Consider the following 25,442-nt stretch of genomic DNA (forward strand, 5'->3'; position numbering starts at 1 on the left):
GGCGCGCGGATTGTCACACAGGCTCGGAAGGTGCTTGCGCGGGGCTCAGACAGGCACTGCGGTGGTCGCCTTCACGCGGTCGAGCACGAAGCTCGTCTTGCAATCCTGCACGCTCGGGTGCTTGAGCAGCGTGTCCATGATGAAGCGGCTGTAGTGCGCCATGTCCGCCACCACCACGCGCAGCAGGTAGTCCATCTCGCCGGTGAGCGACGCGCACTCCACCACCTCGGGCCAGGTCTGCACGCTCGCGCGAAACAGGTCCATCGGGTTGCGCTTGTGGCTTTCAGTGTGCTTTTCCAGCCGCACGTTGAGGTACGCCGTGAGCCCCAGGCCCACCGCCTCGGGCGGGACCAGCGCCACGTAGCGCTCGATCACGCCGCTGTCTTCCAGGCGCTTGACGCGGCGCAGCACGGCGCTGGGCGACAGGCCCACCTGCTCGCCGATGACGTCATACGTCTCGCGGCCGTTTTCCTGCAGACGGCGCAGGATGGCGCGGTCCAGCTTGTCGAGTGCGTCAAAGGCTTTCATGGCGCAGGATTCTACGAAATTGCGCAGATTTTCGGCCGCCATATTGCGGGCTCGGGTATGTCCCGATAGTGACAAAAGCCGCTCCCACGAAGAATGAATCCTGCAAAAAAGAACGATCGTTCTATTTTGCAAATACAAGAAATCACATCACTGGAGACAAACACATGACAGGATTTTTGAGCCGCTTTCTGCGGCGACTGGTGCTGGCGGCGACCGCGGGGCTTTTGCTGCTGGGGGCGGGTGCGCACGCACAAAGCGGCTACACGCAGACGCGCTATCCCATCGTGCTGGTGCACGGGCTGTTCGGCTTCGACTCGGCCCTGGGCATCGACTACTTCTACGGCATCCCCGACGCGCTGCGCCAGGGCGGCGCCAAGGTCTACGTGGCCCAGGTCTCGGCGGCCAACAGCAGCGAGGTGCGCGGCGAGCAATTGCTGGCGCAGGTCAAGACCATCCTCGCGATCACGGGCGCGGGCAAGGTCAACCTGGTCGGCCACTCGCATGGCGGGCCCACCACGCGCTATGTGGCGGGCGTGGCGCCGCAGCTGGTGGCCTCGGTCACCTCCATCGGGGGCGTGAACAAGGGCTCGCGCGTCGCCGACATCCTGCGCGGCGTGGCGCCGGCGGGGTCAGTGTCCGAGACCGTGGCCAACGCCGCGGCCAAGGCGCTGGTCAGCCTGATCAACCTCACCTCCGGCGGCTCCGGCCTGCCGCAGATGCCCACCGCCGCACTGGACTCGCTCACCACCGCGGGCCTGGCCAGCTTCAACCGCCGCTTCCCGCAGGGCCTGCCCAGCGGCTGCGGCAGCGGGGCCGAGCTGGTCAACGGCGTGCGCTACTACTCGTGGACGGGCACGCAGCCGCTGACCAACGTGCTCGACGCCAGCGACGGCCTGCTCAGCGTACTGAGCCTGGTGTTCGGCGAAGCCAACGACGGCCTGGTGTCGGCCTGCTCGTCGCGCCTGGGCAAGCACCTGGGCGACTACCGCCAGAACCACCTGGACGAGGTGAACCAGCTGGTGGGCCTGCGCGACTGGTTCTCCACCGACCCGGTGACGCTGTACCGCCAGCACGCCAACCGCCTGAAGGCGCAGGGCCTGTAAGCCATGCAGCGCAGCCGCGTGATCGCAGGGGTGGCCGTGCTGGCCGCCGTGGCCGGGGCTGCGCTCTGGTGGATTCAACCCGACCCTGAGGCCGGTACACCCGGCACGGCAGTCCACGGCGCGCCACCCGCCGCAGAGCGGCAGGCCGCGGCCCTGGGCGCCGCCGCGCTGGACGGGGGCGCGCCCGGCAGCGCCGTGGGCGCACGGCGATCTGCGGCGGACGCGGACCTGTCCGACCCCCTGCTCGTCCAGGGCCTGCGCGACACGCTCGAAGCCCTGCTGATGGAAGCCGGCGACGTGAGCGACCCGGCCGCCCTCAAGCAGCGGCTGGCCGCTTTGGTGGGCCGGCACTTTCCGGCGGCGCTGGCCGCGCGGGCGCTGGCACTGGCAGAGCGCTACGTGGACTACCGCGTGGCGCTGGGTCAGCTTAAAAGCCCAGCTGCAGCGCAGGACCTGACCGACCCGCGCGCGCTGCGCGATGCCATGCAGGCGCGGGACAAGGTGCGCCTGCAGTTCTTCGACGGCCCTGAATACGATGCACTTTTCGCGCGCGAAGCCGCATTGGACCGCTACACCCTGGCGCGCCTGGAGATCGCACGCAACACCGGCCTCAGCCCCGAACAGCGGGCCCAGGCCCTGCAGGCCGCTGACAGCGAACTGCCCCCGGAGCGCCGCGCAGAGCGCGCCGCCTCCACAGAACACATGGCGGCGGCCGCCCAGACCGCCGCTTTCAATGCGCAGAACGCGAGCGACCTCACGCGCCACCAGGCCCGCAGCGCCCAGTACGGCGAGGCCGCCGCCCACGCGCTGGCGCAGCTCGACCGCGACGAGCAGCACTGGCAGCAGCGGCTCGACCAGTACAGCCAGGCCCGCGCGCAGCAGGGCGACCAGAGCGCCGCGGCGCAGCAACTGCGCCAGCAGCTGTTCAGCAGCGAAGAGCAGCAGCGCCTGGATGCGGCACTGGCGCTGCGCAGGCTGGGTGCCGCGCCCGCGGGCTCCTGAGCGTCACGCTGCCACGCCCAGGCTTTGTGCCGCAAGGCGCTCCCCCATTGCGCCGATATTTGATCATTCGCAAGATTCCTGCAAATCATGAGCCCCGGCGTCTTGATTTCGCCAGAAACATGAGGCCATGCGCGCCTACAGTCGATGCCATTCACCCCACCACGAATGCCGGAGACACCCCATGAACGCCGCCCTGCCGCAAGAAACCGCCGCCCAGCTCGAAGCCTGGGACAACCCCATGGGGCTGATGGGCTTCGAGTTCATCGAGTTCACCTCGCCCACGCCCGGCGTGCTGGAGGCGGTGTTTGAAAAACTGGGCTTCACGCTGATCGCCAAGCACCGCTCCAAGGACGTGGTGCTGTACCGCCAGAACGGCATCAACTTCATCCTGAACCGTGAACCCCACAGCCAGGCGGCCTACTTCGGCGCCGAGCACGGCCCTTCGGCCTGCGGCCTGGCGTTTCGCGTGAAGGATGCGCACAAGGCGTACAACCGCGCGCTGGAGCTGGGCGCCCAGCCCATCGAGATCCCGACCGGCCCGATGGAGCTGCGCCTGCCCGCCATCAAGGGCATCGGCGGTGCGCCGCTGTATCTGATCGACCGGTTCGAAGACGGCAAGTCCATCTACGACATCGACTTCGAATTCATCGAAGGCGTGGACCGCCGCCCCGTGGGCCACGGCCTGAACCTGATCGACCACCTCACGCACAACGTGTACCGGGGCCGCATGGGCTTCTGGGCCAATTTCTACGAAAAGCTGTTCAACTTCCGCGAGATCCGCTACTTCGACATCCAGGGCGAGTACACGGGCCTGACGTCCAAGGCCATGACCGCGCCCGACGGCAAGATCCGCATCCCGCTGAACGAAGAGTCCAAGCAGGGCGGCGGCCAGATCGAAGAATTCCTGATGCAGTTCAACGGTGAAGGCATCCAGCACATCGCCCTCATCTGCGACAACCTGCAGGACGTGGTGGACAAGCTGGGCATGGCCGGTGTCGGCCTGGCCACGGCCCCCAACGACGTCTACTACGAAATGCTGGACACCCGCCTGCCCGGCCACGGCCAGCCCGTGCCTGAGCTGCAGTCGCGCGGCATTCTGCTGGACGGCACCACGGCCGACGGCACGCCGCGCCTGTTGCTGCAGATCTTCTCCACGCCCATGCTGGGCCCGGTGTTCTTCGAGTTCATCCAGCGCGAGGGCGACTACCGCGACGGCTTCGGCGAGGGCAACTTCAAGGCGCTGTTCGAATCGCTGGAACGCGACCAGATCCGCCGGGGCGTGCTGAACACCTGAGACGTCAGACATCCTTGGGTTAACCCTGGGCAGGTGCCTATACTGCGCGCTCCCTGGAACTCAAAAGGATCCCGATGTCGCTCCGTACTCTCTGGCTGTCCAGCATCGTCCTGGCTGCTGCTGCAGCAGCAGCCATGCCCGCCCTGGCACAAAACCCCGCCGCCCCGCTCACCATCGTGGTCCCCTACCCTGCGGGCGGCCCGCTCGACATCTCGGCCCGCATCGTGGCCGAAGGCACGACCCAGCTGGGCCCCATCACGGTGGAGAACAAGCCGGGCGCGGGCGGCAACACCGGGGCGGACCAGGTCGCCAAGGCCGGCAAGACCAGCAACCAGGTGCTGATGGGCGCGGTGGCCACCCACGCGGTGAACCCGTGGCTGTACAAGAACTTTCCGTACAACCCCATCAAGGACTTCAAGCCCCTGGTGCTGGTGGCGCGCACGCCCAACGTGCTGGTGGTGAACGCCGAGCAGGCCAGCAAGCTCGGCATCAAGACCACGCCGGACCTGGTGCAGTACCTCAAGAAGAACCCGAACCAGTTCAAGTACGGCTCGGGCGGCAACGGCAGCATCGGCCACATCGCGGCCGAGATGTTCGAATCGCTCACCAACACCAAGATGGACCACACGCCCTTCCAGGGCTCCAAGCCCGCGCTCGCGGCGCTGGAGTCCGGCCAGGTGCTGCTGGTGTTCGACAACCTGGCGTCGGCCCTGCCGCAGATCAAGTCGGGCAAGTTCCTGGCGCTGGGTGTGACCACGCTGAGCCGCAACGAGGCGCTGCCCGACGTGCACAGCATCAACGACAGCGTGCAGGGCTTCAACGTGTCCACCTGGTTCGGCCTGTTCGCGCCCGCCTCGCTGCCCGACGCAGACGCGCGCCGCTATGCCACCGCCTTTGCGGCGGCCATGCATTCGCCCGCCGGCAAGGAGAAGTTCAAGAAGATGGGCATCGCGCCCGAAGAGCTCACGCTCGACACGTTCGCCCAGTTCGTGCGCTCGGAAAACAGCAAGTACGAGTTCCTGATCCGGGCCGCAAAGATCAAGATCGATTAAGCAGCCGCCAGGGCAGGTGCGCGCCACCCCGGCGCGCGGTCAGGGCGGCAAGGAGTACCAGAAAATGGGACAAGCCCCTGTCGTCTATGGCCAATCCGCCCGCCCACCCCGCGGCGACTACTCGCGTGCCAGCGAGGACTACACCTGCCCGCAGGACTACGCGGCCTACACCGCCGCCGACCACGACACCTACCGCCGGCTGTACGAGCGCCAGCGCGCGCTGCTGCCGGGCCTGGCCAGCCAGGCGTTCATCGACGCCCTGCCCTCGCTGGGCGCGAGCGACCGCATCCCGCGCTTCGAAGAGGTCAACGAGCGCCTGTTGAAAGCCACCGGCTGGGAGCTGGTGGGCGTGCCGGGCCTGATCCCGGAAGTGCCCTTCTTCACGCTGCTGGCCAACCGCAAGTTCCCGGTGACGGACTGGATCCGCAAGCCCGAGGAGTTCGAGTACATCGTCGAGCCCGACATCTTTCACGACCTGTTCGGCCATGTGCCGCTGCTGTTCAACCCCGTGTTCGCGGACTACGTGCAGCGCTACGGCCAGGGCGGCCTGAAGGCCCAGGGGCTGGGCTCGTGCGAGATGCTGTCGCGCCTGTACTGGTACACCATCGAGTTCGGGCTGATCCGCGAGGCCGGGCAGTTGCGGGCCTACGGAGCGGGCATCCTGAGCTCGTCGGGCGAACTCGCGTATTCGGTGCAGAGCCCGGAGCCGCAGCGGATTGCGCTGGCGCTGGAGCGGACGATGCGCACGCGCTACAAGATCGATACGTACCAGCAGACGTATTTTGTGATCGATAGTTTCGAGCAGCTGTTCGAGATGACGGCCGCCGACTTTGCGCCGATCTACGAGCGGCTCAGGGGCCTGCCGGAATTTGCGGCGGATGAGCGGGACGCCGTGCCCGCCTGACCCGGAGCCTCTCCATAGCCAGGGCATGTCTTCGCGTCGGCGGCCCATGGTGGGCGGGCCATCGTCGTGGTTCCACACACCCGCACCGGGGCATGCATGGCACCGCCGCGGCCCCACGCGTTCGATCGATGGCCGCGGTGCAGGCGGCACGGCTGATGCCGCGAAGCTGTCTTTGCAGGGCCTCAGTCCAGATAGAAGCCAGACGCCTTCACCACCGGCGCCCATACCGCCAGCCCCGCGGCCTGGGCGGCGCGCAGCTCAGCCGGTGAGCCGGGCCTGGGCTGCAGGCCGATGGCCATCAGCCGTGCGTACACGTCACGCTCCGCCAGCACCTTGCGCAACGCCGTGTTCCACTGCGCAATCGCCGCTGGCGGTGTGGCGGCGGGGGCATACAGGCCGTACCAGCCCCTGACCTGCGTGCCCGGGTAGCCGCTCTCGGCAAAGGTCGGCACGTCCGGCAGCAGGGGCGCCCTGTCGCGGCCGGACACGGCCAGCACCTGGACCTTGCCGCTGCGGTGCATCTCCAGCATGTCGCCCAGGGTGTTGATGCCCGCCGGAACATGGCCGCCCGCCATGGCGGTGACCAGGGGAGCGCCGCCCTGAAAAGGCACGTGCACCATCGGCAACTGCGTGACCTGCCCCACCAGCAAGCCGAAGAAATGCAGCGGGCTGCCGGCCGCGGGCGATCCGAAGCTGGCGCGCTCGGGTGACTGCCGGGCCCACTTCACGAAGTCGGGCAAGGTCTTGGCACCGGCCACGCTGCCGGCCGCCAGCACATACGGAAACTCCGCCACCATGGAGATGGGCGCGAGGTCCGACACCGCATACGCGAGCTTGCGAAAGACCAGCGGATTGGTGACCGTGAGCGCCTCGGGCGCGAGCATCACCACGCTCCCATCGCTCGGTGCCGACTTGAGCGCCGCCGCGGCAATCCGCCCGCCCGCGCCCGGCCGGTTGTCGACGATGACCGGCCGGCCCAGCTGAACCGACAGCTTCTCGGTGAGCAACCGCGCCACGGCGTCGGCCGATCCGCCCGCAGGAAAGCCGACCACGATGCGGGCGGGCGCGTCGGTGGGCTGCGCCAGTGCGGGCGACATGGCACACACCGCAGCCAGCGCGATCGCCCAGGAGCGGCGCAGGCAGCGGACGGAGACGGAATCTGGCATGGCAATGTCCTTCACGGTGGGGGTGGAACTGCGCGCCGGGCGGCCGCGCCATCGAGCCCCAGGTTATCCCTGCGGCGGACACCCCGTTATCGAAATCCGGCAAATGTGGGGTGGCCTGTTGCGAGTGCGCAGAACCCCTGCGCGCGCGCTTGCGGCGGCCCGGGTGCGGGGCTACGCTGAGGTTTTGCCCCCTTCGCCTGCGCCACCCATTGCGTCGCCGCCGCCACTGCCATGCACTCGACATCCCCCTATGCCTCGCACCGCACGCCCACCCTGGCGCGCAACACCGTCACCACCACACAGCCCCTGGCCGCCCAGGCCGGGCTGCGGATGCTGCAGGCAGGAGGCAATGCCGTGGACGCGGCCCTCGCCGCCGCCATCACCCTCACCGTGGTGGAGCCGATCATGAATGGCATCGGTGGTGACCTGTATGCGCTGGTGTGGCACCAGGGCGAACTGCACGGCCTGAACGCGACCGGAGCAGCCCCGGCCGCATGGCGGCCGGAGCGATTCGCCGGCCAGTCGCAGATGCCGCGCACCGGCTGGGACGCCGTCACCGTGCCGGGCCAGGTGTCGGGCTGGCGCGCGCTGTCGGACCGGTTCGGACGCCTGCCGTTCGCGCGGCTGTTCGACAGCGCCATCGGCTACGCGGACAACGGGTTCGCGGTGTCGCCCTTCATCGCGTCGGTCTGGCCCCAGCTGGCCGAGCTGGTGCGTGGGCAGCCGGGGTTCGACGCCGCCTTCCTGCGCGAGGGGCGCGCTCCAGCGGCGGGGGCGTGGTGGCGCTTTCCCGACCAGGCCCGGACGCTGGCCGACATCGCGGCCACGGGCGGAGAGTCGTTCTACCGGGGAGCGCTGGCCGAGCGCATTGCAGCGCATGCGCAGGCCACAGGCGGTGCGCTGACCGATGCCGACCTGGCGGCCCACCAGCCGCAGTGGGTGACCCCGGTCACGCAGCGCTACCGCGGGCTCACCTTGCACGAAATTCCGCCCAATGGGCAAGGCATCGCCGCGCTGATGGCGCTGGGAATGCTCGAGCACTTCGATGTGCGGGGAGCGGGCCTGGACACCGCTGCGGCGGCGCACTTTCAGATCGAGGCGATGAAGCTTGCCTTCGCCGACCTGCACGCGCACGTGGCCGACCCTGCGCACATGCAATGCACCACGGCGCAGCTGCTGGACCCGGACTACCTGGCACGCCGCGCCCGGTTGATCGACCCGCGCCGGGCCCAGGCGCCCGCGCCCGGCGCGCCGAGGGCCGCAGGCACGGTCTATCTCGCCGCCGCGGATGCCGACGGCATGATGGTTTCGCTGATCCAGTCCAACTACTTTGCCTTCGGCTCGGGGGTGGTGGTGCCGGGCACCGGCATCGCGCTGCACAACCGGGGCTGGAACTTCAGCCTGGAGCCGGGGCACCCCAACCAGGTGGCGCCCGGCAAGCGGCCCCTGCACACCATCATCCCGGGCTTCGTCACCGATGCCGCGGGCGACGCGCTGATGGCTTTCGGCGTGATGGGCGGGTTCATGCAGGCCCAGGGCCATGTGCAGATGCTGTCGCGCCTGGCCGACTTCGGGCAGGCACCCCAGGCCATGAACGATGCGCCGCGCTTCATGGTCTCGCCGCTGGACCATGCCGTGAAGCTGGAAGCGCACATGCCGTCGGAGGTGGCGCAAGGCCTGCAGGAGCGGGGGCACGCGGTGCAGACGCTGCCCACGGGGCACCTGGACTTCGGCGCGGCCCAGATCGTGCAGCGCGCACAGGAGGGCTACTACGTCGCAGCCTCCGACGGGCGCCGCGATGGCCAGGCCGTGGGCTACTGAAGGGCGCGGATGGCCCGGATGCTCCACCGTGGTGCGCAGTGCGTGGATTTCCGCCGTTCACCGAGCGGCTCGGGTGGGGCGAGCTTGCCGCGCACCGGGATGCGGCACGGGCCGGCTGGCACGGCCCGTGCATCCGGCTTGCGCAGCCCCGGGGGCCCGCCTCGGCATCCGGTGGGCCGACAGGCCCCCGGGATCCTCTGCACGCACCGAGCCGCCAAGTGTGCGCTGCTGTTGCGGGTACGGGCAACGCCGCAGGCCGCCCGGGACCGCAGTTGCACCCGGCGCGATGATTCACGCAGAGGACCCTCAGGGTTTGCGTGAAGAGCTTCTTGTCCCGGCTTGCCTGACATTTCAGGCGGCAGTGCCTGTGTGCAGGCGACCCTTTTCAGGAGTCCGATGGTGGTCCGTACCGTTGTCAAAGACCGTTGCGCCCCCGATGGCACCATGCCGCGCGCCGCATGGCATGGCTGCGCGGACACGGCGGATGTGCAAGAGCATGCGGGTTCGCTGCCGGAGTGGGCATTGCAGTACGAGCAATTGTCCGGCGGTGCATTCCATGGCCGCGTGGAGCAGATTCACCTGCCCGGCGCCTACATGGTCAAGGAAACCATGAACCGGTCGGTCCGCCAGCAGGGCGAGATCGGCCGGGACATGTATGGCTTCGCGCTGGTGCTGCAGCCCGAGGGCGAGGCCATCTGCAACGGTCAGCGCCTGGGCGCCACCTCGCTGCTGGTGGGGCGGGGTGACGACCTGGACCTGTGCAACACCCGTGCGTCGCAGATCGGCGCCTTGTCGGTGGACTGCGATCTGGTCCACACCATCTCCCAGGGCATCTACCACCGGCCGCTGGCGCCGTGGCTGGCGCAACAGGTGGTGGTCGACGTGGGGCCCCAGGTCGCCGGCGATCTGCGCGCGCACCTGAACCGCGTGTTCCTGCAGGCCGATCGGCCCCAGGCCCGCCACTGGCAGGGCGAAGCCGCCATGTCACGCGTGCGGGACGACATGCTGCTGGCTTTTCTGGACGCCCTGCCGCTCGACACCGACACCTCGCACCTGAAGTCCATCGCCCAGCGCCGGCGCGTGGTGCACCGTGCGCGGGAGATGATGCTGGCCCGCGTGGATCAGCCGCCGTCGCTGCTGGAGGTGTGCCGCCACGTGGGTGCCAGCCACCGCAAGCTCCACTACTGCTTTCAGGACATCCTGGGCATGAGCCCCGCCCGCTATCTGCGGGTCTTGCGCCTCAATGGCGTGCGGCGCCAACTCCAGTCGCGGCGCGACCCGCATGCGGGCGTGCAGGACGTGGCAGCCCTGTGGGGGTTCTGGCACCTCGGGCAGTTTTCTGCCGACTACAAGCGCCTGTTTGCAGAACTGCCTTCGCAGACGCTGCGCAGGGCCTGACGCCCCACCGGCCGGCGGATGCGGGCCCTGGCTGGCCTGCGCACGGCCCTGAGTACCGAGGTACCTGGGCTCGACAGCCTGGTCCGAACGGCCGGTGCAACCGGTGCGGCCTGCGCCCCCCGTTCAGTCCCGCCCCACCTCATCCAGGCACTCCGCCATCACGCCGGGGTGAAACGCCATCTGCACATGCGCCACCCCCTCCACGAACCGGTTGTCGGCCCCCGGCAGGCTCGCCGTGGTGGCCGGAAACACGATGTTGTCGCAGTTCGAATACCAGCAGGTGAACAAGGCCGCGCGCCCCGCAGGCTCCGCTTTCTGCAGCGCCCCCACCCACTCCCCCGCCAGGCTCATCTGCCGCCCATTCACCGCCCGGCTGAACCGCCCCAGCCACGTCCCGCCGTGCGGCGTGCCCAGCGTCAGCACGCGGCGCACCCTCCCATCGGCCTGGTGCGCCCGCAGCCACGCCCGCGCGGCCAGCCCGCCCATGCTGTGGCACACCAGCACGGGGGCCTGCCCCGCCGCTGCGGCCACGCGCGCCACGGCGTCGTCGATGGTGTTGGCGTACTCGTCGATGGAGCCCATCACCGGCTCCAGATTGACGGCCACGTACGCATGACCGCGCGCCTTCAGGTGCGCGAACCACGGCAGCCACAGCCCCCGGTTGCACATGAACCCGTGGACCAGCACCACGCCGCGCCGGCCCGTGGGCTGGGCCGGCAGCCAGTCGGGCAGCGACTGGTGGCGAAACGGCTGGCGCCAGCCGAAGAGCGCGAGCGCCACGCACACCTCGGCCCACCAGGCTGCCACCACCTGGGCCAGCCGCGCACGCGGCGCCGCGTCGGTGCGGTTGGTAATGTGCATCAGCACGAACTCGACGGCCATCACCAGCAGGTACACCGCCAGCGGGACGAGTGCGCCCACGATGGCCACCTGGGGCGAACGGGGCCACCGCCAGGCCAGCCAGGCCGCCATGGCCGCAAGGATGAAAAGGATCAAGACTCGTTGCCAGCGCGCAATCATGGTGTCGGTGCGGGGGAGAGGGATGGTGTAATGGTGAGCGACTCGTTCACCGCATTGTGCGGCCTGGCCGACAGGGTGCAGGGCGTGCGGCGGCAGCGGTGCCACCCCAACAACGGCCCTACTTTCATGACCACCATGGACGCAGCCCAGACCATCCGAGAGCGCATTGCCGATGTCACCGCCCTGCGGCAGCACCGCACGGGCGACCCGGGGCTCGGCGCGGCGGTGGGCCAGGTCAAGACGCTGCAGGCCCGGCGGTTCCGGGGCACGTATGCCGACCTGATGGCGTCGCCGTCGTTCGGCCCCGCCGCGAAATTCTTTCTGGAGGAGCTGTACAGCGACTCCGACTACACCGCCCGCGACCAGCAATTCAGCCGCATCGCAGGCACGCTGCAGACCATGTTCCCGGCGGCGGTGGTGGCCACGGCCGTGGCCCTGGCTGTGCTGCACGCGCAGACCGAAGCACTGGACCACGCGATGGGCCTCGCGTGGCCCGCCGCAGCCGGCGGCACGGCCGATGCCATCACCGGCCCGGCAACCACCACCGCACGCAACGACACCACCGACGCCGCCCGCTACGTGGCCGCCTGGCGCGCGGTGGGCGACCGCGCCGCGCGCGAGCAGCAGCTGCAGCGCGTGCTGGCCATGGGCACCGACCTGGCACGCCTCACGCGCACGCCCGGCCTGCGCATGATGCTGCGCATGATGCGCGCCCCGGCCCACGCGGCGGGCATGGGCGATCTGCAGCAGTTTCTGGAGGCGGGCTTCGACACCTTCGGCCAGCTGGCGCGCCAGCGCGGCGGGGTCGAGCAGTTCCTGGCCACCATCGAGGCGCGCGAGCGTGCGCTGATGGCGGAGCTCTTCGATGCCAACCGTGTCACCTGCGAGACCCAACTGGCCCGCACCCTAGGACAAGCCCGGTAGCTGGTTGCTCCTCGCGCTTTCACAATCTTCGCAGCCACCGCCTGGCCGGTGGGTCACGCAAGCACACAAGCTGCACAAGCCGACACGCAAGCAGCACGCAGAAGAAGGAACCAAGCGCATGGAAAAGATCTGGCTCAAGAGCTACCCCCCAGGCGTACCGCACGACGTCAAGCCCGAGCAATACCGCTCTGTCGCCCACCTGCTGGAAGAGTCCTTCCGCAAGCACGCATCGAGCCCGTTTTCGGTCTGCATGGACCGCTGGATGACGTATGGCGAGCTGGAGCGCCGCTCGGCCGCCCTGGGCGCCTACCTGCAGAGCCTGGGCCTGGCGCCCGGTGCGCGCGTGGCCATCATGCTGCCCAACCTGCCGCAGTTCGGCGTGACCATGGCGGCCGTGCTGCGCGCAGGCTACACCTGCGTGAACGTGAACCCGCTGTACACCGCGCGCGAGCTGGAGCACCAGCTCAAGGACTCGGGCGCCACCGCCATCGTGATCCTGGAGAACTTCGCACACACGCTGGCCGAGGTGGTCGACCGCACCGCCGTGCAGCACGTGGTGATGACCGCCATGGGCGACCTGCTGGGCGCAGCCTTCGGCACCTGGATCACCTTCGCCGTGCGCCACCTGGCCAAGATGGTGCCCGCCTACGAGCTGCCGCTGACCAACGGCCGCAAGGTCGTGCCCTTCAAGAAGGCGCTGTCGCTGGGCGAGCACAAGTCGCTCGCGCCCAGCCAGGCCACGCTCGACTCCATCGCCTTCCTGCAGTACACGGGCGGCACCACCGGCCTGTCCAAGGGCGCGGTGCTCACCCACCGCAACATCGTGGCCGCCACGCTGCAGGCCGAGGCCTGGTTCACGCCGGCACTGTCCAGGATCGGTGACGTGAGCAAGGCCAACAGCATCGCCGCGCTGCCGCTGTACCACATCTTCGCGCTCACGCTGTGCCTGCTGGCCATCCGCCAGGGCTCCAGCCTCACGCTGATCCCGAACCCGCGCGACATCCCCAAGTTCGTGGCCGAGCTGAAAAAGCGCCCCTTCCACATGCTGCCCGCGGTGAACACCTTGTTCAACGCATTGCTGCAAAACCCGCAGTTCAAGACGCTCGACTTCTCGCACCTGTGCGTGTCGCAGGCCGGCGGCATGGCCGCCAGCGAAGGCACGGCCAAGCAGTGGCAGAAGGTGACCGGCAGCACCATGATCGAAGGCTGGGGCATGAGCGAGACCTGCGCCATCGGCACCAACAACCCGGTGAACAACACGTCCTTCAGCGGCACCATCGGCCTGCCGCTGCCGGGCATCGACATCGCCATCAAGGACGATGCTGGCAACAGCGTGCCCCAGGGCGACCCGGGCGAGATCTGCATCCGCGGCCCCAACGTGATGACGGGCTACTACAACCAGCCCGAAGAGAACGCCAAGGCCTTCACCGCCGACGGCTTCATGCGCACGGGCGACATCGGCGTGATGGACGCCGAGGGCTACACCCGCATCATCGACCGCAAGAAGGACATGATCCTGGTGAGCGGCTTCAACGTGTTCCCCAACGAGCTGGAGCAGGTCATCAGCCTGTGCCCCGGCGTGGTGGAATGCGCGGCCATCGGCATCCCGGACGAGAAGCAGGGCGAGGCGATCAAGGTGTTCATCATCAAGAACGACCCCACGCTGAGCGAAGAGGACGTGGCCCGCTTCTGCCAGGAGAACCTGACGGGCTACAAGCGGCCCAAGTACATCGAGTTTCGCGACGAGCTGCCCAAGAGCAACGTGGGCAAGATCCTGCGGCGCGAACTGCGCAAGGCGTAGGGCGCGTATCAAACCCAGCAGCTGCACGCGGGCGCAGCTGCTGGCATGGTTCCCTGCTTCACTCCCCACACCACACCATTCGGGCTGAGCTTGTCGAAGCGCCACGCAAGGCTTCGACAAGCTCAGCCCGAACGGCTTGGAGTGAACGAGCGCTGATACGCGCGGCATCTTCTAGGAGTCAACTGTTGCACACCCCCGACCCGTTCACGCTGAGCCTGTCGAAGCGCCGCGCGAGGCTTCGACAGGCTCAGCCCGAACGGTTTGGACTGGGCGAATGCTGATCCGTTAGGCCTCTTCTCGCCAGCTGCTAGCGGATACCCCAAAACCGTTTACGTGGAGGCTGTCGAAACGCCGCGCAAAGCTTCGGCAAGCCTGTCCTGAGCCTGTCGAAGGACTCAGCCCGAACGGGTGGGTAGGCACATCCGCCCATACCCCACCAGCCTCCCTCGCTCGAATCCGACACGCCCTGAATTCCCCACATCTTCGGGTTTTCACCGACTAGCAAACGTTTGCGCAAACGTTTGCTTTCGTTATGATCCGCGGGCCACAAGGCGATCGGGCGCTTATCCTTGGCTGTTGTCCATGGGTCGCGCGCACCTGGAAATGCCGTGCCTGGCCCTGCGGGGTTCGGCTTGCATCCCCCGCGCCGTTGTCGGTTTTGTTTGTTCCGTTTGTTCGTTCTTGACGCCCTGACCACCATTCCAACAGGAGACACCATGCACTTCACCCGCCGTTCCGTTCAGACCGCCGCCGCCCTTGCCGTGCTGGGTGGCATGCTCGCCAGCCCCGCACTGGCGCAGGACAAGCCCAAGATCGCCCTGGTCATGAAATCGCTGGCCAACGAGTTCTTCCGCACCATGGAAGACGGCGCCAAGGCGCACCAGAAGGCGCACGCCAGCGAATACACGCTGGTGGCCAACGGCATCAAGAACGAGACCGACACCGCCGCCCAGATCAAGATGGTCGAGCAGGCCGTGGCCCAAAAGGCCAGCGCCATCGTGATCGCCCCGGCCGATTCCAAGGCCCTGGTGCCCGCCGTCAAGGCCGCCATCGACAAGGGCGTGATCGTGATCAACATCGACAACCAGCTCGATGCCGATGCGCTGAAGGAAAAGAACATCACCGTGCCCTTCGTGGGCCCGGACAACCGCGCGGGCGCCAAGCTCGTGGGCGACCACCTGGCCAAGAGCCTGAAGGCGGGCGACAAGGTGGGCATCATCGAAGGCGTGTCCACCACTTTCAATGCGCAGCAGCGCACCCTGGGCTACCAGGACGCGATGAAGGCCGCCAACATCACCGTGGTGGGCGTGCAGTCCGGCAACTGGGAGATCGAAAAAGGCAACACCGTGGCCGCCGGCATGATGCGCGAGCACCCTGACCTCGTGGCCCTGCTGGCCGGCAACGACAGCATGGCGCTGGGCGCCGTGGCCGCCGTGAAGGCCGCAGGCAAGACCGGCAAGGTGCAGGTGGTGGGCTACGACAACATCAACGCCATCAAGCCCATGCTGGCCGACGGCCGCGTGCTGGCCACCGCGGACCAGTACGCCGCCAAGCAGGCCGTGTTCGGCATCGAGCTGGCCCAGAAGGCCCTGGCCGCCAAGACGCCGCAGAACCAGCTGCCTGCCGCGGTGAAGACCGACGTGGTGCTGGTCACCAAGGGCAGCAAGTAACCCGGAGCGGTGAACAAAACTCTTCTGGCGTCGTTGCCGGGTCTGGTCGTACTTCCAGTACTGCCTGCGACCCGGCGCCTGGCCAGAACGCTTCGCTGAGCTTTGTTCACCGCTCAAGAGATCAGCAACCCTTGCCGCGACCTGCCATGCACTCAACCCCCACAACCCAACCGCCCGCGCCCCCCACACCCCTGCTGTGCATCGACGCGGTCGGCAAGGACTACAGCGCCACCACCGTGCTCGACGGGGTGACGCTGGCGCTGAACGCGGGCGAGGTGCTGGCGCTCACGGGCGAGAACGGCGCGGGCAAGAGCACGCTGTCCAAGATCGTCTGCGGCCTCACGCCCGCCACGCGTGGCGGCATGCGGCTGGCGGGGCAGACCTTTGCCCCGGCCACGCGGCACGAGGCCGAGCAGCACGGAGTGCGCATGGTGATGCAGGAGCTGGGCCTGGTGCCCACGCTCACCGTGGCCGAGAACCTGCTGCTGGGCCGCCTGCCGAACCGCGCGGGCTGGCTGCAGCGGGACGTGCTGCACGCCGCGGCGCGCACGCAGCTGGCCAAGATCGGCCTCGAATCCATCGACCCGGCCACGCCGGTGTCGCAACTGGGCATCGGCCAGCAGCAGATGGTGGAGATCGCCCGCAACCTGCAGGACGACACGCGCATCCTGGTGCTCGATGAGCCCACGGCCATGCTCACGCCACGCGAGACCACCTACCTGTTCGACCAGATCGCGCGCCTGACCGCGCGCGGCGTGGCCATCGTCTACGTGTCGCACCGGCTCGAAGAGCTGCGCCGCATCGCCGACCGTGCCGCCGTGCTGCGCGACGGCCGGCTGGTGGACGTGCTGCCCATGGCCGGCCTGTCCGAGGACGATCTGGTGCGCCGCATGGTGGGCCGCTCCGTCAACGACCTGGACCACCGCCCTCGCCGCACGGCCGGCCCGGTGGTGATGGAAGTGAGCGGCATCGGCCGCGGCACCGCCGTGCAGGACGTGAGCCTCAGCCTGCGCGCAGGCGAGGTGTTCGGCGTGGCAGGCCTGGTGGGCTCGGGCCGCACGGAGCTGGTGCGCCTGCTCTTCGGTGCGGACCGCGCGGACCGGGGCAGCGTCACGCTGCATGGTTCCGATTCAGTTTCAGATTCAGACCCAAAACAGCCCCTGCCGCTGGATGGACAAGCGCAAGCAGCTACAAAAAAAGTAGCAACCAAGATCGACAAGGGTTTTGCATCGCCCCTGCAGGCCATCCGCGCGGGCATCGGGCTGGTCACGGAGGACCGCAAGTCGCAGGGCCTGCTGCTGGCCCAGCCCATCCGCATCAACGCCACGCTGTCCGACCTGTCGGCGGTGTCGCGCGGCGGCTGGCTGCAGCGTGCGCTGGAGCACCGGCTGGTGCAGGGCTTTGTGCGCACGCTCAGCATCCGCTGCAAAGACGGCGAGCAGCCCGTGGGCCAGCTGTCGGGCGGCAACCAGCAAAAGGTCGTGTTCGCCCGCTGGCTGCACCGCCCGGTGCGCGTGCTGCTGCTGGACGAGCCCACCCGCGGCGTGGACGTGGGCGCACGCGCCGAGATCTACACCGAACTCGACCGCATGGCCGACGAAGGCCGCGCGCTGCTCATGGTGTCGTCCGACCTGCGCGAGCTCATGGCCATGGCCGACCGCATCGGCGTGATGAGCGCCGGCCGCCTGGTGGCCGTGTTCGAGCGCGGCGAGTGGTCCGAGCAGTCGCTGCTGGCCGCCGCGTTCTCCGACATGGCGGGCCGCGCCAGCGAGCCGCCTGCCGCCGCACCCTCTTCTTCCCGCGGGCCCTCGTCCGCACCTTCTTCCGCCACCGCATGAACGCCGCAGCCCCCTCCTCCCCCACCGCATCCCCCGCCCCGCGCGCCACCCCGGTGTGGCGCAGCCAGCTCGGCACCTACCTCGGGCTCCTGGCCGTGCTGGCCGGCATGGTGGGCCTGTTCTCGTGGATGTCCGAATACTTCTGGAGCGCCGAGACCTTCATCACCATCGCCAACGAGATCCCGGCCCTGGCCGTGATGGCGGTGGGCATGACCTTCGTGCTCATCATCGCGGGCATCGACCTGTCGGTGGGCTCGGTGATGGCGCTGTCGGCCGCCACGTCGGCGGCCGCCATCCTGCAATGGGGCTGGACGGTGCCGGCCGCGGCCGCGCTGGCGCTGGCCACGGGCCTGGTGTGCGGCACCATCACGGGCTCCATCTCGGTGGCCTGGCGGCTGCCCTCGTTCATCGTCTCGCTGGGCATGCTCGAAGCCGTGCGCGGCAGCGCCTACCTGGTCACCGACTCGCGCACGCAGTACGTGGGCGATGCGATCTCGTGGCTGGCCGCGCCGTTCTTCGGCGGCATCTCGGTGGCCTTCCTGATCGCGCTGGTGCTGGTGGTGGTGGCGCAGCTGGTGCTCACGCGCACGGTGTTCGGCCGCTCGGTCGTGGGCATCGGCACCAACGAAGAGGCCATGCGCCTGGCGGGCGTGGACCCGCGCCCGGTGCGCATCATCGTGTTCGCGCTCACCGGCTTGCTCGCGGGCCTGGCGGGCCTCATGCAGTCGGCGCGGCTGGAGGCGGCCGACCCCAACGCGGGCTCGGGCATGGAGCTGCAGGTCATCGCAGCGGTGGTGATTGGCGGCACCAGCCTCATGGGCGGGCGCGGCTCGGTGGTAACCACCGCGTTCGGCGTGCTGATCATCGCGGTGCTGGAGGCGGGCCTGGCCCAGGTGGGCGCGAGCGAGCCGAGCAAGCGCATCATCACGGGCTGCGTGATCGTGGCCGCCGTCATCGTGGACACGCTGCGCCAGCGCCGCGCCGCCGTCTGAACATCACCTTCGCCCCACCTCCACCGAATCCGTTTTTCCACCCCATGGCTACTATCAAGGACGTTGCGCGCCACGCCGACGTATCGGTCACCACCGTGTCCCACGTGGTCAACGGCACGCGCCGCGTGAGCCCCGAAGGCCGCGCGCGCGTCGAGACAGCCATCCGCGCCCTGGGCTACGTGCCCAGCGCCATCGCGCGCAGCCTCAAGAGCAACAACACGCGCACGCTGGGCATGCTGATCCCCAACAGCTCCAACCCCTACTTCGCCGAAATCGTGCACAGCGTGGAAGACCGGTGCTTCGGCGCGGGCTACAACGTCATCCTGTGCAACACCAACGACGAGGCGCACCGCCAGGGCAGCTACCTGCAGGTGCTGGCCGAGCGCCGCATCGACGGGCTGATCGTCGTCTCCACCGGCCATGACGCCACGCTGCCCACGCAACTGGCGGGCCTGTCCATCCCCACCGTGCTGGTGGACCGCGAGATCGAGATCGCCGAGCTGCCCTGCGACCTGGTCGAAACCGCCCACATGCAGGGCGGCCAACTGGCCACGCGCCACCTGCTGGCCCAGGGCCACCGCCGCATCGCCTGCATCGGCGGCCCCGCGGGCCTGGCGCCCAGCGAGCAGCGCATCGCCGGCTGGCGCGCCGCGCTGGCCGACGCGGGTTGCGGCGACGGCAGCGGCCTGCTGTGGCACGGCAACTTCACCAGCCAGGGCGGGTACGAGGCCATGCACGCGGTGCTGCGCGCGAGCGAGCCGCCCACCGCCGTTTTTGTCTGCAACGACCTCATGGCCATGGGCGCGCTGTGCGCCGCCCACGAACGCGCGCTGCGCGTGCCCGAGGCGCTGTCCATCGTCGGCTTCGACGACATCGAACTGGCCGCCTTCACCAGCCCGCCGCTGACCACCGTGGCCCAGCCCAAGCAGCGCATCGGCGCACTGGCGGTGGACATGCTGCTCGAACGCATCGACGGCAAGCGCCAGGACGTGCGCAAGGTGATGCTGCAGCCCGAGCTGCGCGTGCGGTCTTCCACCGCCCCGGCCCCGGAGACCGCAGCATGAGCGACAAAGCGTTGAACACCGCACCCCGCATCGCCGTGGTCGGCAGCCTGAACATGGACCTGGTGCTGCAGGTCGCCCGCGCGCCCGAGGCCGGCGAGACCGTGCTGGCCGACGGCCTGCACCTGGTGCCCGGTGGCAAGGGCGGCAACCAGGCCGTGGCCTGCGCGCGCCAGGGCGCCCAGGTGCACCTCTTCGGCCGCCTGGGCGACGACGGCTACGGCCGCACGCTGCGCGCAGGCCTGGCCGCCGACGGCATCGACCACAGCGGCGTGCAGACCGATACCGCATCCACCACCGGCGTGGCCGCCATCACGGTCGAAGCCACGGGCCAGAACCGCATCGTGGTGGTGCCCGGCGCCAACGGCCGCTTCGTGCTGGACGCGCTCGCGCTGGGCGCCGCGCTGCCCGGTGCCGGCGGGCTGGTGGTGCAGTTCGAAACCCCCATGCCGCAGGTCGTGGCGGCGGCGCAGCAGGCCCACGCTGCGGGCTGCCCGGTGGTGCTCAACCCCTCGCCCATCCAGCCCCTGCCCGACACGCTCTGGCCCCTGGTGCACACGCTGGTGGTCAACGAGGTCGAGGCCGCGGCCCTGGCCGGCGTGGCCGTGGACAGCCCGCAAGACGCCGCCGCCGCCGCCCAGGCGCTGCGCGGCCGGGGCCCCGCGCAGGTCGTGGTCACGCTGGGCGCCGCCGGCGCCGTGGCGGCCGACGCCGATGGCTGCCGCCACCACCCCGGCATGCGCGTGCGCGCGGTGGACACCACGGCGGCCGGCGACACCTTTCTGGGTGCGCTGGCCGTGGCGCTGGCGCGCAGCGAGCCGCTGGATGCCGGCGTGCGCGAAGGCATCCGCGCCGCCGCGCTGTGCGTGACGCAGCACGGCGCGCAGCCCTCCATCCCCACCCGCGCCGCCGTGGCGCAGAGCCCCCAACCGCCCGACTGGACCGCCCTGTGAAACGCACCACCCTGCTGCACGCCGAACTCTCCCACGCCATCGCCAGCCTCGGCCACGGCGACATGCTGGTCATCGGCGACGTGGGCCTGCCCATCCCCGACGGCCCGCGCCGCATCGACCTGGCGCTGACCCCCGGCATCCCGGCCGTGGTGGACGTGCTGCGCGTGGTGCTGGCCGAGATGCAGGTCGAAAAAGCCATCATCGCCACCGAGGCCGTGGAGCGCCACGCCGGCATCCAGCCCGGCTGGTCGGCCGCGCTGCCCGTGGCCCCCGCGCAGATGCCGCACGAAGACTTCAAGCGCCTGACCCGGCAGGCCCGCGTGATGGTGCGCACCGGCGAGTGCACGCCGTACGCGAACGTGATCCTGGTGGCCGGCGTCACGTTCTGAAGGGACAGACTCCCCCTGAGTCGCCTGCGGCGCCTTCCCCCTGAGGGGGACGACGCCCTCGCTGCGGGGCGGCCCTTGGCTTGCGGTCCCCATCGACAGCGCCCGCCGCAGACGCCGCGTAGGGGTTTTGCATAGCCCGCCAGGGGCGCAGGCTGGGTTACGCTGGATTGAGACCTCGTTCTGACACGCCAGCCCCGGCGGCCCGGGCCTCACGAGGCCACCGGCCCGCCGCCAGCCCCACGCCCCGCCACCCATGCCCCACAGCCCCGCGCCCCACGATTTGCTCCCCCCCGAGATCACCGTCCTGGAGCGCGGCTGGCTGTCGGCCAACAACATCCTCTTCATCGGCCAGCACGACACCGCCATCGTGGACACCGGCTACTGCAGCCACGCCGAGCAGACCGTAGCCCTGGTGCAGGGCGCCCTGGCGGGCCGCCCGCTCGACCGCGTGCTCAACACCCACCTGCACAGCGACCACTGCGGCGGCAACGCAGCCCTGCAGAAAACCTGGCCCCGCGTGCTGACCGCCATCCCGCCCGGGCAGGCGCGCCACGTGCGGCAGTGGAACGCCTACGCGCTGAGCTACACCCCCACCGGCCAGGAATGCCCGCCGTTTCGCGCCGACACCCTGCTCGACCCCGGCTCCTGCGTGCTGCTGGGCGACAAGCCCTGGCAGGTGCACGCCGCACCCGGCCACGACCCGCATTCGGTGGTGCTGTTCAGCCCGCAGGACCGGGTGCTGATCTCGGCCGACGCGCTGTGGGAAAACGGCTTCGGCGTCGTCTTCCCGGAGCTGGAAGGCGACAGCGCATTCGCCGAGGTGGCCGCCACGCTGGACGTGATCGAGGCCCTGGCCCCCCAGGTCGTGATCCCCGGCCACGGCCCCGTCTTCACCGACGCCCCCCGCGCCATCGACGGCGCACGCCGCCGGCTGGACGGCTTTGTACGCAACCCCACCAAACACGCACTCTATGCCGCCAAGGTGCTGCTGAAATACAAGCTGCTGGAGTGGCAGCAGATCCGCATGGCGGACCTGACTGCCTGGGCCCAGGGCACACCGTATTTCGGCATGCTGCGCGAGACGCATTTTGGGGACCAGGAGGAGGATGCGTGGCTGCAGAGTCTGGCGCAGGACCTGGTGCGGTCGGGGGCGGCGGTGCGGCAGGGGGACGTGCTGCACAACGTGTGAGCCCTTGCAAGGCAGCCATTCCCATGGCCGCCGGAGCTACACAGCTTTCGCCTTGTATTCACGCAATCGCGCCCCGAGGCCCGGCTCCAGGAGCGCATTGAATCGGTCTGCTTCCCGTACGCAGGCGTCAGAGCCCTCTGCATACAGAACTGCAATCCAGGTCGGCTCGATGCGTCGCGGTACCGGCTCGGCTTCTTGCCCTAGCGCATACCGCATGGCGCTGACCACCTGCTGGTTCTGCGCAACCTCCGACAACTTGGAGCGCTGGCGTTCCGTTCCGATGGGAGAGGTGTACAGCAATGCGCGAAGGTGAGACAGATTGCGCTTCCATGACTCGCGCAGGGCATCATCGTCGTCTGCAAGCTCGACGATCCGGGTGAGCGCATGGGTATAGCGGGAGAGGTCCGGCCGCTCCCGCAGCAAGCGGAGCGAATCCCGTATCAGCTGAGGCTTGATGCCCACGAGATTCTTCGAGCCGGAATCAAATGCAGCCGACGGGTCCCAATCCGCCCAGATGATGCAGCGGATGAACTCGTCGGCCGATTTCGGCCTCTGGTGGAAGGGATTGCCGAGTGGATGCATGTCAGTCAGTGCATGGAGGGACATCAAGCGGGGCAGCGCGGCAAAGATAGCCTATTCCCCGTGCTTGTACTGCTTGTCACACCCCATCACATGGTTGTAACTGCTCGACATGCATTGGTAGAACAGCTTCTTGTTGCCCGACGATGACTGGCAGTCCGACACGCTGTACTTGCCCCGGGCCTCGCGGATCTTGGGGGCAGTCTTATCGAACTCTGCTTTGCTCATGTAGCCGTCGCGCACGTTCTTCTGGCCCACTTCCAGCATGGTGTCGGCCTGGTCGTGGATGTTGCCCACGGCGGCGGAGCAGTTGAGGGGCACCTGCTTGCCGTCCACCTTCTGCAGGGCTTTCTTCATGTCTTCGCCGAACTCTTCCACGTCCTTCGGGACTTTCTTGGTGCCGTCGGCGTTGTACTGCTGGCCCGGCTTGCCGGACGCGGATGACGACGACACGCTCTTGGTGGCGCCGTTGTTGCTCTGCAGCTTGAGCGGCTCGGCGTCTGCGTTGGACGGCGGCGGCTGGGAGCCGTAGTGGGTCTTGCCCTGGGCGTCCACCCACTTGTAGACGGGTTGCGCTTGCGCGCCCCCGAACAGCCCCGACACCACGGCGGCCATGGCCAGCCACTGCAGATTCTTCATCATCTCCACTCCCTCCATCTTTGATTGAAAAATGGCGCTACCGCTTGCTCATCCAGCGGCAGCAGCTCTTATTTTTATAGCATTCCTTTGCAAACCCGCAAAACCGCAGACCTGCAGACCTGCCCACCGCACGAATTACGGCAGGTCCTTGTTCACCTCGGGCGCGGCCGCATCACGCGGGCCGATGGTGCCCAGGCGGCTCTTGAGCGACTGGGGCTGGCCGGTGAGCATGGCGGCGTAGTTGGTGGTGTTGGCCAGCACCTTCTTCACGTAGTCGCGCGTTTCCGCAAAGGGCACGTTTTCGGCCCAGATGGCGGCGTCCAGCACCGGGCCGTTGCGCCAGCTGCGTGGGCGGCCGGGGCCGGCGTTGTAGGCGGCGGCGGCCATGGGCATGGAGCCCGCGAAGTCATCGAGCGCGAGCTTGAGGTACGCGGTGCCGATGGTGATGTTGGTGTCGCGGTCGTTGATCTGGTCGGCGGTGAAGTTGTTCATGCCGATCTTCTTGGCCGTCCAGCGCGCGGTGGCGGGCATGACCTGCATCAGGCCCGAGGCGCCCACGTGGGAGCGCGCGTCCATGATGAAGCGGCTTTCCTGGCGGATCAGGCCGTAGACATACGCCGGGTCCAGGCCGATGCCGTTGGCGCGCTCGACCACGGCGCTGCGAAACGGCGTGGGAAAGCGCTGGGTGGTGTCCACCACGCTCTTGGTGCGTTCGCTGGTGTTGATGCAGCGGTCCCACACCTCGCGCTGGCAGGCGAAGTCGGCGGCGGCCAGCAGTTCGCGGTCGGGCATGCCGCCGCTCTGGTGCAGGTTGGTGGTGTAGTTCCACTCGCGCACGCCTTCGCTGCGCAGGCCGAGCAGGATGGCGTACAGCGCTCGGTTCAGGCCCGGGTTCGCGCGGGCGGCGGCTTTTTCTTCGGCCGTGAGGGGGGCGGGTGCGGGCGGTACCGTGATGCGCTGGCCGATTTCTTCGAGCGCCAGTTGCTCATAAAAGCCGCGCGTGCTGGCGATGCCTTCGAGCAGTTGGCGGGCCTCGGCGCGTTCGGCGTCGGTCACGCGGCCTGTGAGCAGGGAGCGCGCCTTCCAGTACACCCAGGTGCTGTCCTGGCGGCCTTCAGGGCTCATGGCGTTGACGGCCTTGGCCACCGCATTCCACTGGCCGGCGCGCAGGGCGGCGCGCACTTTCCAGCCCAGCAGGTCGTCGTTCAGGTCGGTATCTTTGGTGACGTTGGCGAAGTAGCCGTGGGCGTTGCCCGCCAGCCGCTGTGCGGCGGTCTTGCCAATCACGGCCCAGGCCCAGTTGCGCTCTTCGGCCGACAGGTGCACGCCCCATTTGCTGTCGAGCTGGTAGGCCGCGCCGTCCGGGTCGCCGATGGCCAGCTTGAGCAGGGCCAGGAGGACCAGTTCCTGCTTGGCCTTGCCGGAAGCCGTGGCGCGCGAGAGCAAATATTTGCTGGGCGCATCCAGCACGTCCTTGACCTGGGGCAGCGAGTCGGGCGAGACGATCTCGACCGCAGTGCGCACCACGCGGGGGCGGTTGGCCTCGATGCCCAGGCGGGCCTTGCGCCACACGTCCAGGGCCGAGAGCTTCTTGTAGCCGTACAGCTCCCGTGCGGCGTGGGTGCAGCCATCGTCGCCGTCGCGCTGGGCATACCAGTTGCTGCGCACGTCCTCGGCCACGGTGGGGCTGGCGGTGCCCTTGATCTGGTCGATCAGCAGGGCGTAGCAGCGCACCTCGCGGTCGTCGGACATGCGGTAGCTCGGGTGCTGCTCGGCAAACTGCGCCCAGTCGCGGCGCTGGCCCAAGAGCAGCAGCCAGTCGTTGCGCAGGCGGTCTTCCTGGTAACTGCCGGCGTAGCGCTGCATGAAGGACTGGATCTCGGCCGGCGAGGCCTCGCCCAGGCGCAGCTTGAGTTCCCAGTACGCCGCCCAGGGCTCCAGCGCGTGACCGCGCGCCGAGGGCAGCAGTTGCTCCAGTCTCTTGCGGTCTCCCTTGCGGAAGGCCTGTTGCATCTCGAGCAGGGTATCGTCACCACGGTTTTGCGCCTGGACAAGGGGCGCGGCGGTGGCCAGCAGGGCGCCGGCGAGAAGCGGTGTCAGAATTCGAAACAATTGCATG

22 protein-coding genes are annotated in these 25,442 nt (G+C 68.8%); 16 read left to right on the forward strand and 6 right to left on the reverse strand.

Annotated features, from left to right (window positions below; translation table 11 throughout):
* Positions 1-45 precede the first annotated feature (45 nt).
* Positions 46-528, reverse strand: a complete 483-nt coding sequence (locus ACSQ3D_RS04690; RefSeq protein WP_056166892.1) for an Lrp/AsnC family transcriptional regulator — start codon at positions 526-528, stop codon at positions 46-48.
* Positions 529-692: 164 nt separating this feature from the next.
* Here ACSQ3D_RS04690 and ACSQ3D_RS04695 point away from each other — a divergent pair, with 164 nt between their 5' ends.
* The 5 genes from ACSQ3D_RS04695 (at position 693) to phhA (ending at position 5,883) form a co-directional block, all read left to right on the forward strand.
* Entirely contained in the window at positions 693-1,631 is a 939-nt protein-coding gene (locus ACSQ3D_RS04695) for a lipase family alpha/beta hydrolase (protein WP_436126069.1), read from the forward strand.
* Positions 1,632-1,634: 3 nt separating this feature from the next.
* Positions 1,635-2,633: a lipase secretion chaperone gene (locus ACSQ3D_RS04700; protein ID WP_436126070.1), complete on the forward strand. Its 999-nt coding sequence runs from the start codon at positions 1,635-1,637 to the stop codon at positions 2,631-2,633.
* A 181-nt stretch (positions 2,634-2,814) separates the two neighbouring features.
* Positions 2,815-3,927: a 4-hydroxyphenylpyruvate dioxygenase gene (hppD, locus tag ACSQ3D_RS04705; protein ID WP_436126071.1), complete on the forward strand. Its 1,113-nt coding sequence runs from the start codon at positions 2,815-2,817 to the stop codon at positions 3,925-3,927.
* 74 nt (positions 3,928-4,001) lie between these two features.
* On the forward strand, positions 4,002-4,979 hold the full coding sequence (locus ACSQ3D_RS04710; protein WP_436126072.1) for a Bug family tripartite tricarboxylate transporter substrate binding protein: 978 nt from the start codon (positions 4,002-4,004) through the stop codon (positions 4,977-4,979).
* Between the two features lie 64 nt (positions 4,980-5,043).
* Entirely contained in the window at positions 5,044-5,883 is an 840-nt protein-coding gene (phhA, locus tag ACSQ3D_RS04715; protein WP_436126073.1) for a phenylalanine 4-monooxygenase, read from the forward strand.
* Positions 5,884-6,065: 182 nt separating this feature from the next.
* On the opposite strand, the gene ACSQ3D_RS04720 is transcribed toward phhA, so the two are convergent.
* Entirely contained in the window at positions 6,066-7,049 is a 984-nt protein-coding gene (locus ACSQ3D_RS04720) for a tripartite tricarboxylate transporter substrate-binding protein (protein WP_436126074.1), read from the reverse strand.
* 231 nt (positions 7,050-7,280) lie between these two features.
* Between ACSQ3D_RS04720 and ACSQ3D_RS04725 the strand changes: the two genes are divergently transcribed.
* Both ACSQ3D_RS04725 and ACSQ3D_RS04730 read left to right on the forward strand, forming a co-directional pair.
* Complete coding sequence (locus ACSQ3D_RS04725; RefSeq protein ID WP_436126075.1) at positions 7,281-8,870, forward strand: gamma-glutamyltransferase family protein; 1,590 nt, start codon at positions 7,281-7,283, stop codon at positions 8,868-8,870.
* Positions 8,871-9,269: 399 nt separating this feature from the next.
* Positions 9,270-10,268 (forward strand): helix-turn-helix domain-containing protein, encoded by a 999-nt coding sequence (locus tag ACSQ3D_RS04730; RefSeq protein WP_436126076.1) that lies wholly within the window; start codon positions 9,270-9,272, stop codon positions 10,266-10,268.
* Positions 10,269-10,391: 123 nt separating this feature from the next.
* On the opposite strand, the gene ACSQ3D_RS04735 is transcribed toward ACSQ3D_RS04730, so the two are convergent.
* On the reverse strand, positions 10,392-11,288 hold the full coding sequence (locus ACSQ3D_RS04735) for an esterase/lipase family protein (RefSeq protein WP_436126077.1): 897 nt from the start codon (positions 11,286-11,288) through the stop codon (positions 10,392-10,394).
* A 135-nt stretch (positions 11,289-11,423) separates the two neighbouring features.
* On the opposite strand from ACSQ3D_RS04735, the gene ACSQ3D_RS04740 reads away from it, so the two are divergent.
* From ACSQ3D_RS04740 to ACSQ3D_RS04780, 9 genes are all read left to right on the forward strand, one after another.
* Positions 11,424-12,212 carry an FFLEELY motif protein gene (locus ACSQ3D_RS04740; protein ID WP_436126184.1) on the forward strand — a complete coding sequence of 263 codons (789 nt, stop codon included), beginning with the start codon at positions 11,424-11,426 and terminating at the stop codon, positions 12,210-12,212.
* 118 nt (positions 12,213-12,330) lie between these two features.
* Positions 12,331-14,013, forward strand: coding sequence for an AMP-binding protein (locus ACSQ3D_RS04745; protein WP_396506083.1), 1,683 nt, complete (start codon positions 12,331-12,333; stop codon positions 14,011-14,013).
* Positions 14,014-14,729: 716 nt separating this feature from the next.
* The gene (locus tag ACSQ3D_RS04750) at positions 14,730-15,683 is read left to right on the forward strand and encodes a sugar ABC transporter substrate-binding protein (protein WP_436126078.1); all 954 of its coding nucleotides are present in this window, start codon (positions 14,730-14,732) and stop codon (positions 15,681-15,683) included.
* A 146-nt stretch (positions 15,684-15,829) separates the two neighbouring features.
* Positions 15,830-17,521 carry a sugar ABC transporter ATP-binding protein gene (locus tag ACSQ3D_RS04755; protein WP_436126079.1) on the forward strand — a complete coding sequence of 564 codons (1,692 nt, stop codon included), beginning with the start codon at positions 15,830-15,832 and terminating at the stop codon, positions 17,519-17,521.
* Entirely contained in the window at positions 17,518-18,513 is a 996-nt protein-coding gene (locus ACSQ3D_RS04760; protein ID WP_056414035.1) for an ABC transporter permease, read from the forward strand. The genes ACSQ3D_RS04755 and ACSQ3D_RS04760 overlap by 4 nt, the downstream gene beginning before the upstream one ends.
* Before the next feature lie 44 nt (positions 18,514-18,557).
* Complete coding sequence (locus ACSQ3D_RS04765; RefSeq protein WP_396506091.1) at positions 18,558-19,577, forward strand: LacI family DNA-binding transcriptional regulator; 1,020 nt, start codon at positions 18,558-18,560, stop codon at positions 19,575-19,577.
* Positions 19,574-20,527 (forward strand): ribokinase, encoded by a 954-nt coding sequence (gene rbsK, locus ACSQ3D_RS04770; RefSeq protein ID WP_436126080.1) that lies wholly within the window; start codon positions 19,574-19,576, stop codon positions 20,525-20,527. Before ACSQ3D_RS04765 ends, rbsK begins: the two co-directional genes overlap by 4 nt.
* Positions 20,524-20,916, forward strand: coding sequence for a D-ribose pyranase (rbsD, locus tag ACSQ3D_RS04775; RefSeq protein WP_056414045.1), 393 nt, complete (start codon positions 20,524-20,526; stop codon positions 20,914-20,916). Before rbsK ends, rbsD begins: the two co-directional genes overlap by 4 nt.
* Before the next feature lie 253 nt (positions 20,917-21,169).
* Positions 21,170-22,105: an MBL fold metallo-hydrolase gene (locus tag ACSQ3D_RS04780; RefSeq protein WP_436126081.1), complete on the forward strand. Its 936-nt coding sequence runs from the start codon at positions 21,170-21,172 to the stop codon at positions 22,103-22,105.
* Between the two features lie 36 nt (positions 22,106-22,141).
* Here the strand turns inward: ACSQ3D_RS04780 and ACSQ3D_RS04785 are convergent, their stop codons facing one another.
* The 3 genes from ACSQ3D_RS04785 to ACSQ3D_RS04795 form a co-directional block, all read right to left on the reverse strand.
* Positions 22,142-22,687, reverse strand: coding sequence for a hypothetical protein (locus tag ACSQ3D_RS04785; protein ID WP_436126082.1), 546 nt, complete (start codon positions 22,685-22,687; stop codon positions 22,142-22,144).
* 51 nt (positions 22,688-22,738) lie between these two features.
* Positions 22,739-23,326, reverse strand: a complete 588-nt coding sequence (locus tag ACSQ3D_RS04790) for a DUF4124 domain-containing protein (protein ID WP_436126083.1) — start codon at positions 23,324-23,326, stop codon at positions 22,739-22,741.
* Positions 23,327-23,458: 132 nt separating this feature from the next.
* Complete coding sequence (locus ACSQ3D_RS04795; protein WP_056414057.1) at positions 23,459-25,441, reverse strand: lytic transglycosylase domain-containing protein; 1,983 nt, start codon at positions 25,439-25,441, stop codon at positions 23,459-23,461.
* Position 25,442 lies beyond the last annotated feature (1 nt).

It is taken from the genome of Acidovorax sp. LjRoot117, from assembly GCF_964252695.1.
GTDB lineage: Bacteria > Pseudomonadota > Gammaproteobacteria > Burkholderiales > Burkholderiaceae_C > Acidovorax.

Bases quoted from the DNA above. Each gene is read 5' to 3' on its own strand.
- ACSQ3D_RS04690 (WP_056166892.1), bottom strand. From the start codon at position 528: ATGAAAGCCTTTGACGCACTCGACAAGCTGGACCGCGCCATCCTGCGC.
- ACSQ3D_RS04695 (WP_436126069.1), top strand. From the start codon at position 693: ATGACAGGATTTTTGAGCCGCTTTCTGCGGCGACTGGTGCTGGCGGCG.
- ACSQ3D_RS04700 (WP_436126070.1), top strand. From the start codon at position 1,635: ATGCAGCGCAGCCGCGTGATCGCAGGGGTGGCCGTGCTGGCCGCCGTG.
- hppD (WP_436126071.1), top strand. From the start codon at position 2,815: ATGAACGCCGCCCTGCCGCAAGAAACCGCCGCCCAGCTCGAAGCCTGG.
- ACSQ3D_RS04710 (WP_436126072.1), top strand. From the start codon at position 4,002: ATGTCGCTCCGTACTCTCTGGCTGTCCAGCATCGTCCTGGCTGCTGCT.
- phhA (WP_436126073.1), top strand. From the start codon at position 5,044: ATGGGACAAGCCCCTGTCGTCTATGGCCAATCCGCCCGCCCACCCCGC.
- ACSQ3D_RS04720 (WP_436126074.1), bottom strand. From the start codon at position 7,049: ATGCCAGATTCCGTCTCCGTCCGCTGCCTGCGCCGCTCCTGGGCGATC.
- ACSQ3D_RS04725 (WP_436126075.1), top strand. From the start codon at position 7,281: ATGCACTCGACATCCCCCTATGCCTCGCACCGCACGCCCACCCTGGCG.
- ACSQ3D_RS04735 (WP_436126077.1), bottom strand. From the start codon at position 11,288: ATGATTGCGCGCTGGCAACGAGTCTTGATCCTTTTCATCCTTGCGGCC.
- ACSQ3D_RS04740 (WP_436126184.1), top strand. From the start codon at position 11,424: ATGGACGCAGCCCAGACCATCCGAGAGCGCATTGCCGATGTCACCGCC.
- ACSQ3D_RS04745 (WP_396506083.1), top strand. From the start codon at position 12,331: ATGGAAAAGATCTGGCTCAAGAGCTACCCCCCAGGCGTACCGCACGAC.
- ACSQ3D_RS04750 (WP_436126078.1), top strand. From the start codon at position 14,730: ATGCACTTCACCCGCCGTTCCGTTCAGACCGCCGCCGCCCTTGCCGTG.
- ACSQ3D_RS04755 (WP_436126079.1), top strand. From the start codon at position 15,830: ATGCACTCAACCCCCACAACCCAACCGCCCGCGCCCCCCACACCCCTG.
- ACSQ3D_RS04760 (WP_056414035.1), top strand. From the start codon at position 17,518: ATGAACGCCGCAGCCCCCTCCTCCCCCACCGCATCCCCCGCCCCGCGC.
- ACSQ3D_RS04765 (WP_396506091.1), top strand. From the start codon at position 18,558: ATGGCTACTATCAAGGACGTTGCGCGCCACGCCGACGTATCGGTCACC.
- rbsK (WP_436126080.1), top strand. From the start codon at position 19,574: ATGAGCGACAAAGCGTTGAACACCGCACCCCGCATCGCCGTGGTCGGC.
- ACSQ3D_RS04780 (WP_436126081.1), top strand. From the start codon at position 21,170: ATGCCCCACAGCCCCGCGCCCCACGATTTGCTCCCCCCCGAGATCACC.
- ACSQ3D_RS04785 (WP_436126082.1), bottom strand. From the start codon at position 22,687: ATGCATCCACTCGGCAATCCCTTCCACCAGAGGCCGAAATCGGCCGAC.
- ACSQ3D_RS04790 (WP_436126083.1), bottom strand. From the start codon at position 23,326: ATGATGAAGAATCTGCAGTGGCTGGCCATGGCCGCCGTGGTGTCGGGG.
- ACSQ3D_RS04795 (WP_056414057.1), bottom strand. From the start codon at position 25,441: ATGCAATTGTTTCGAATTCTGACACCGCTTCTCGCCGGCGCCCTGCTG.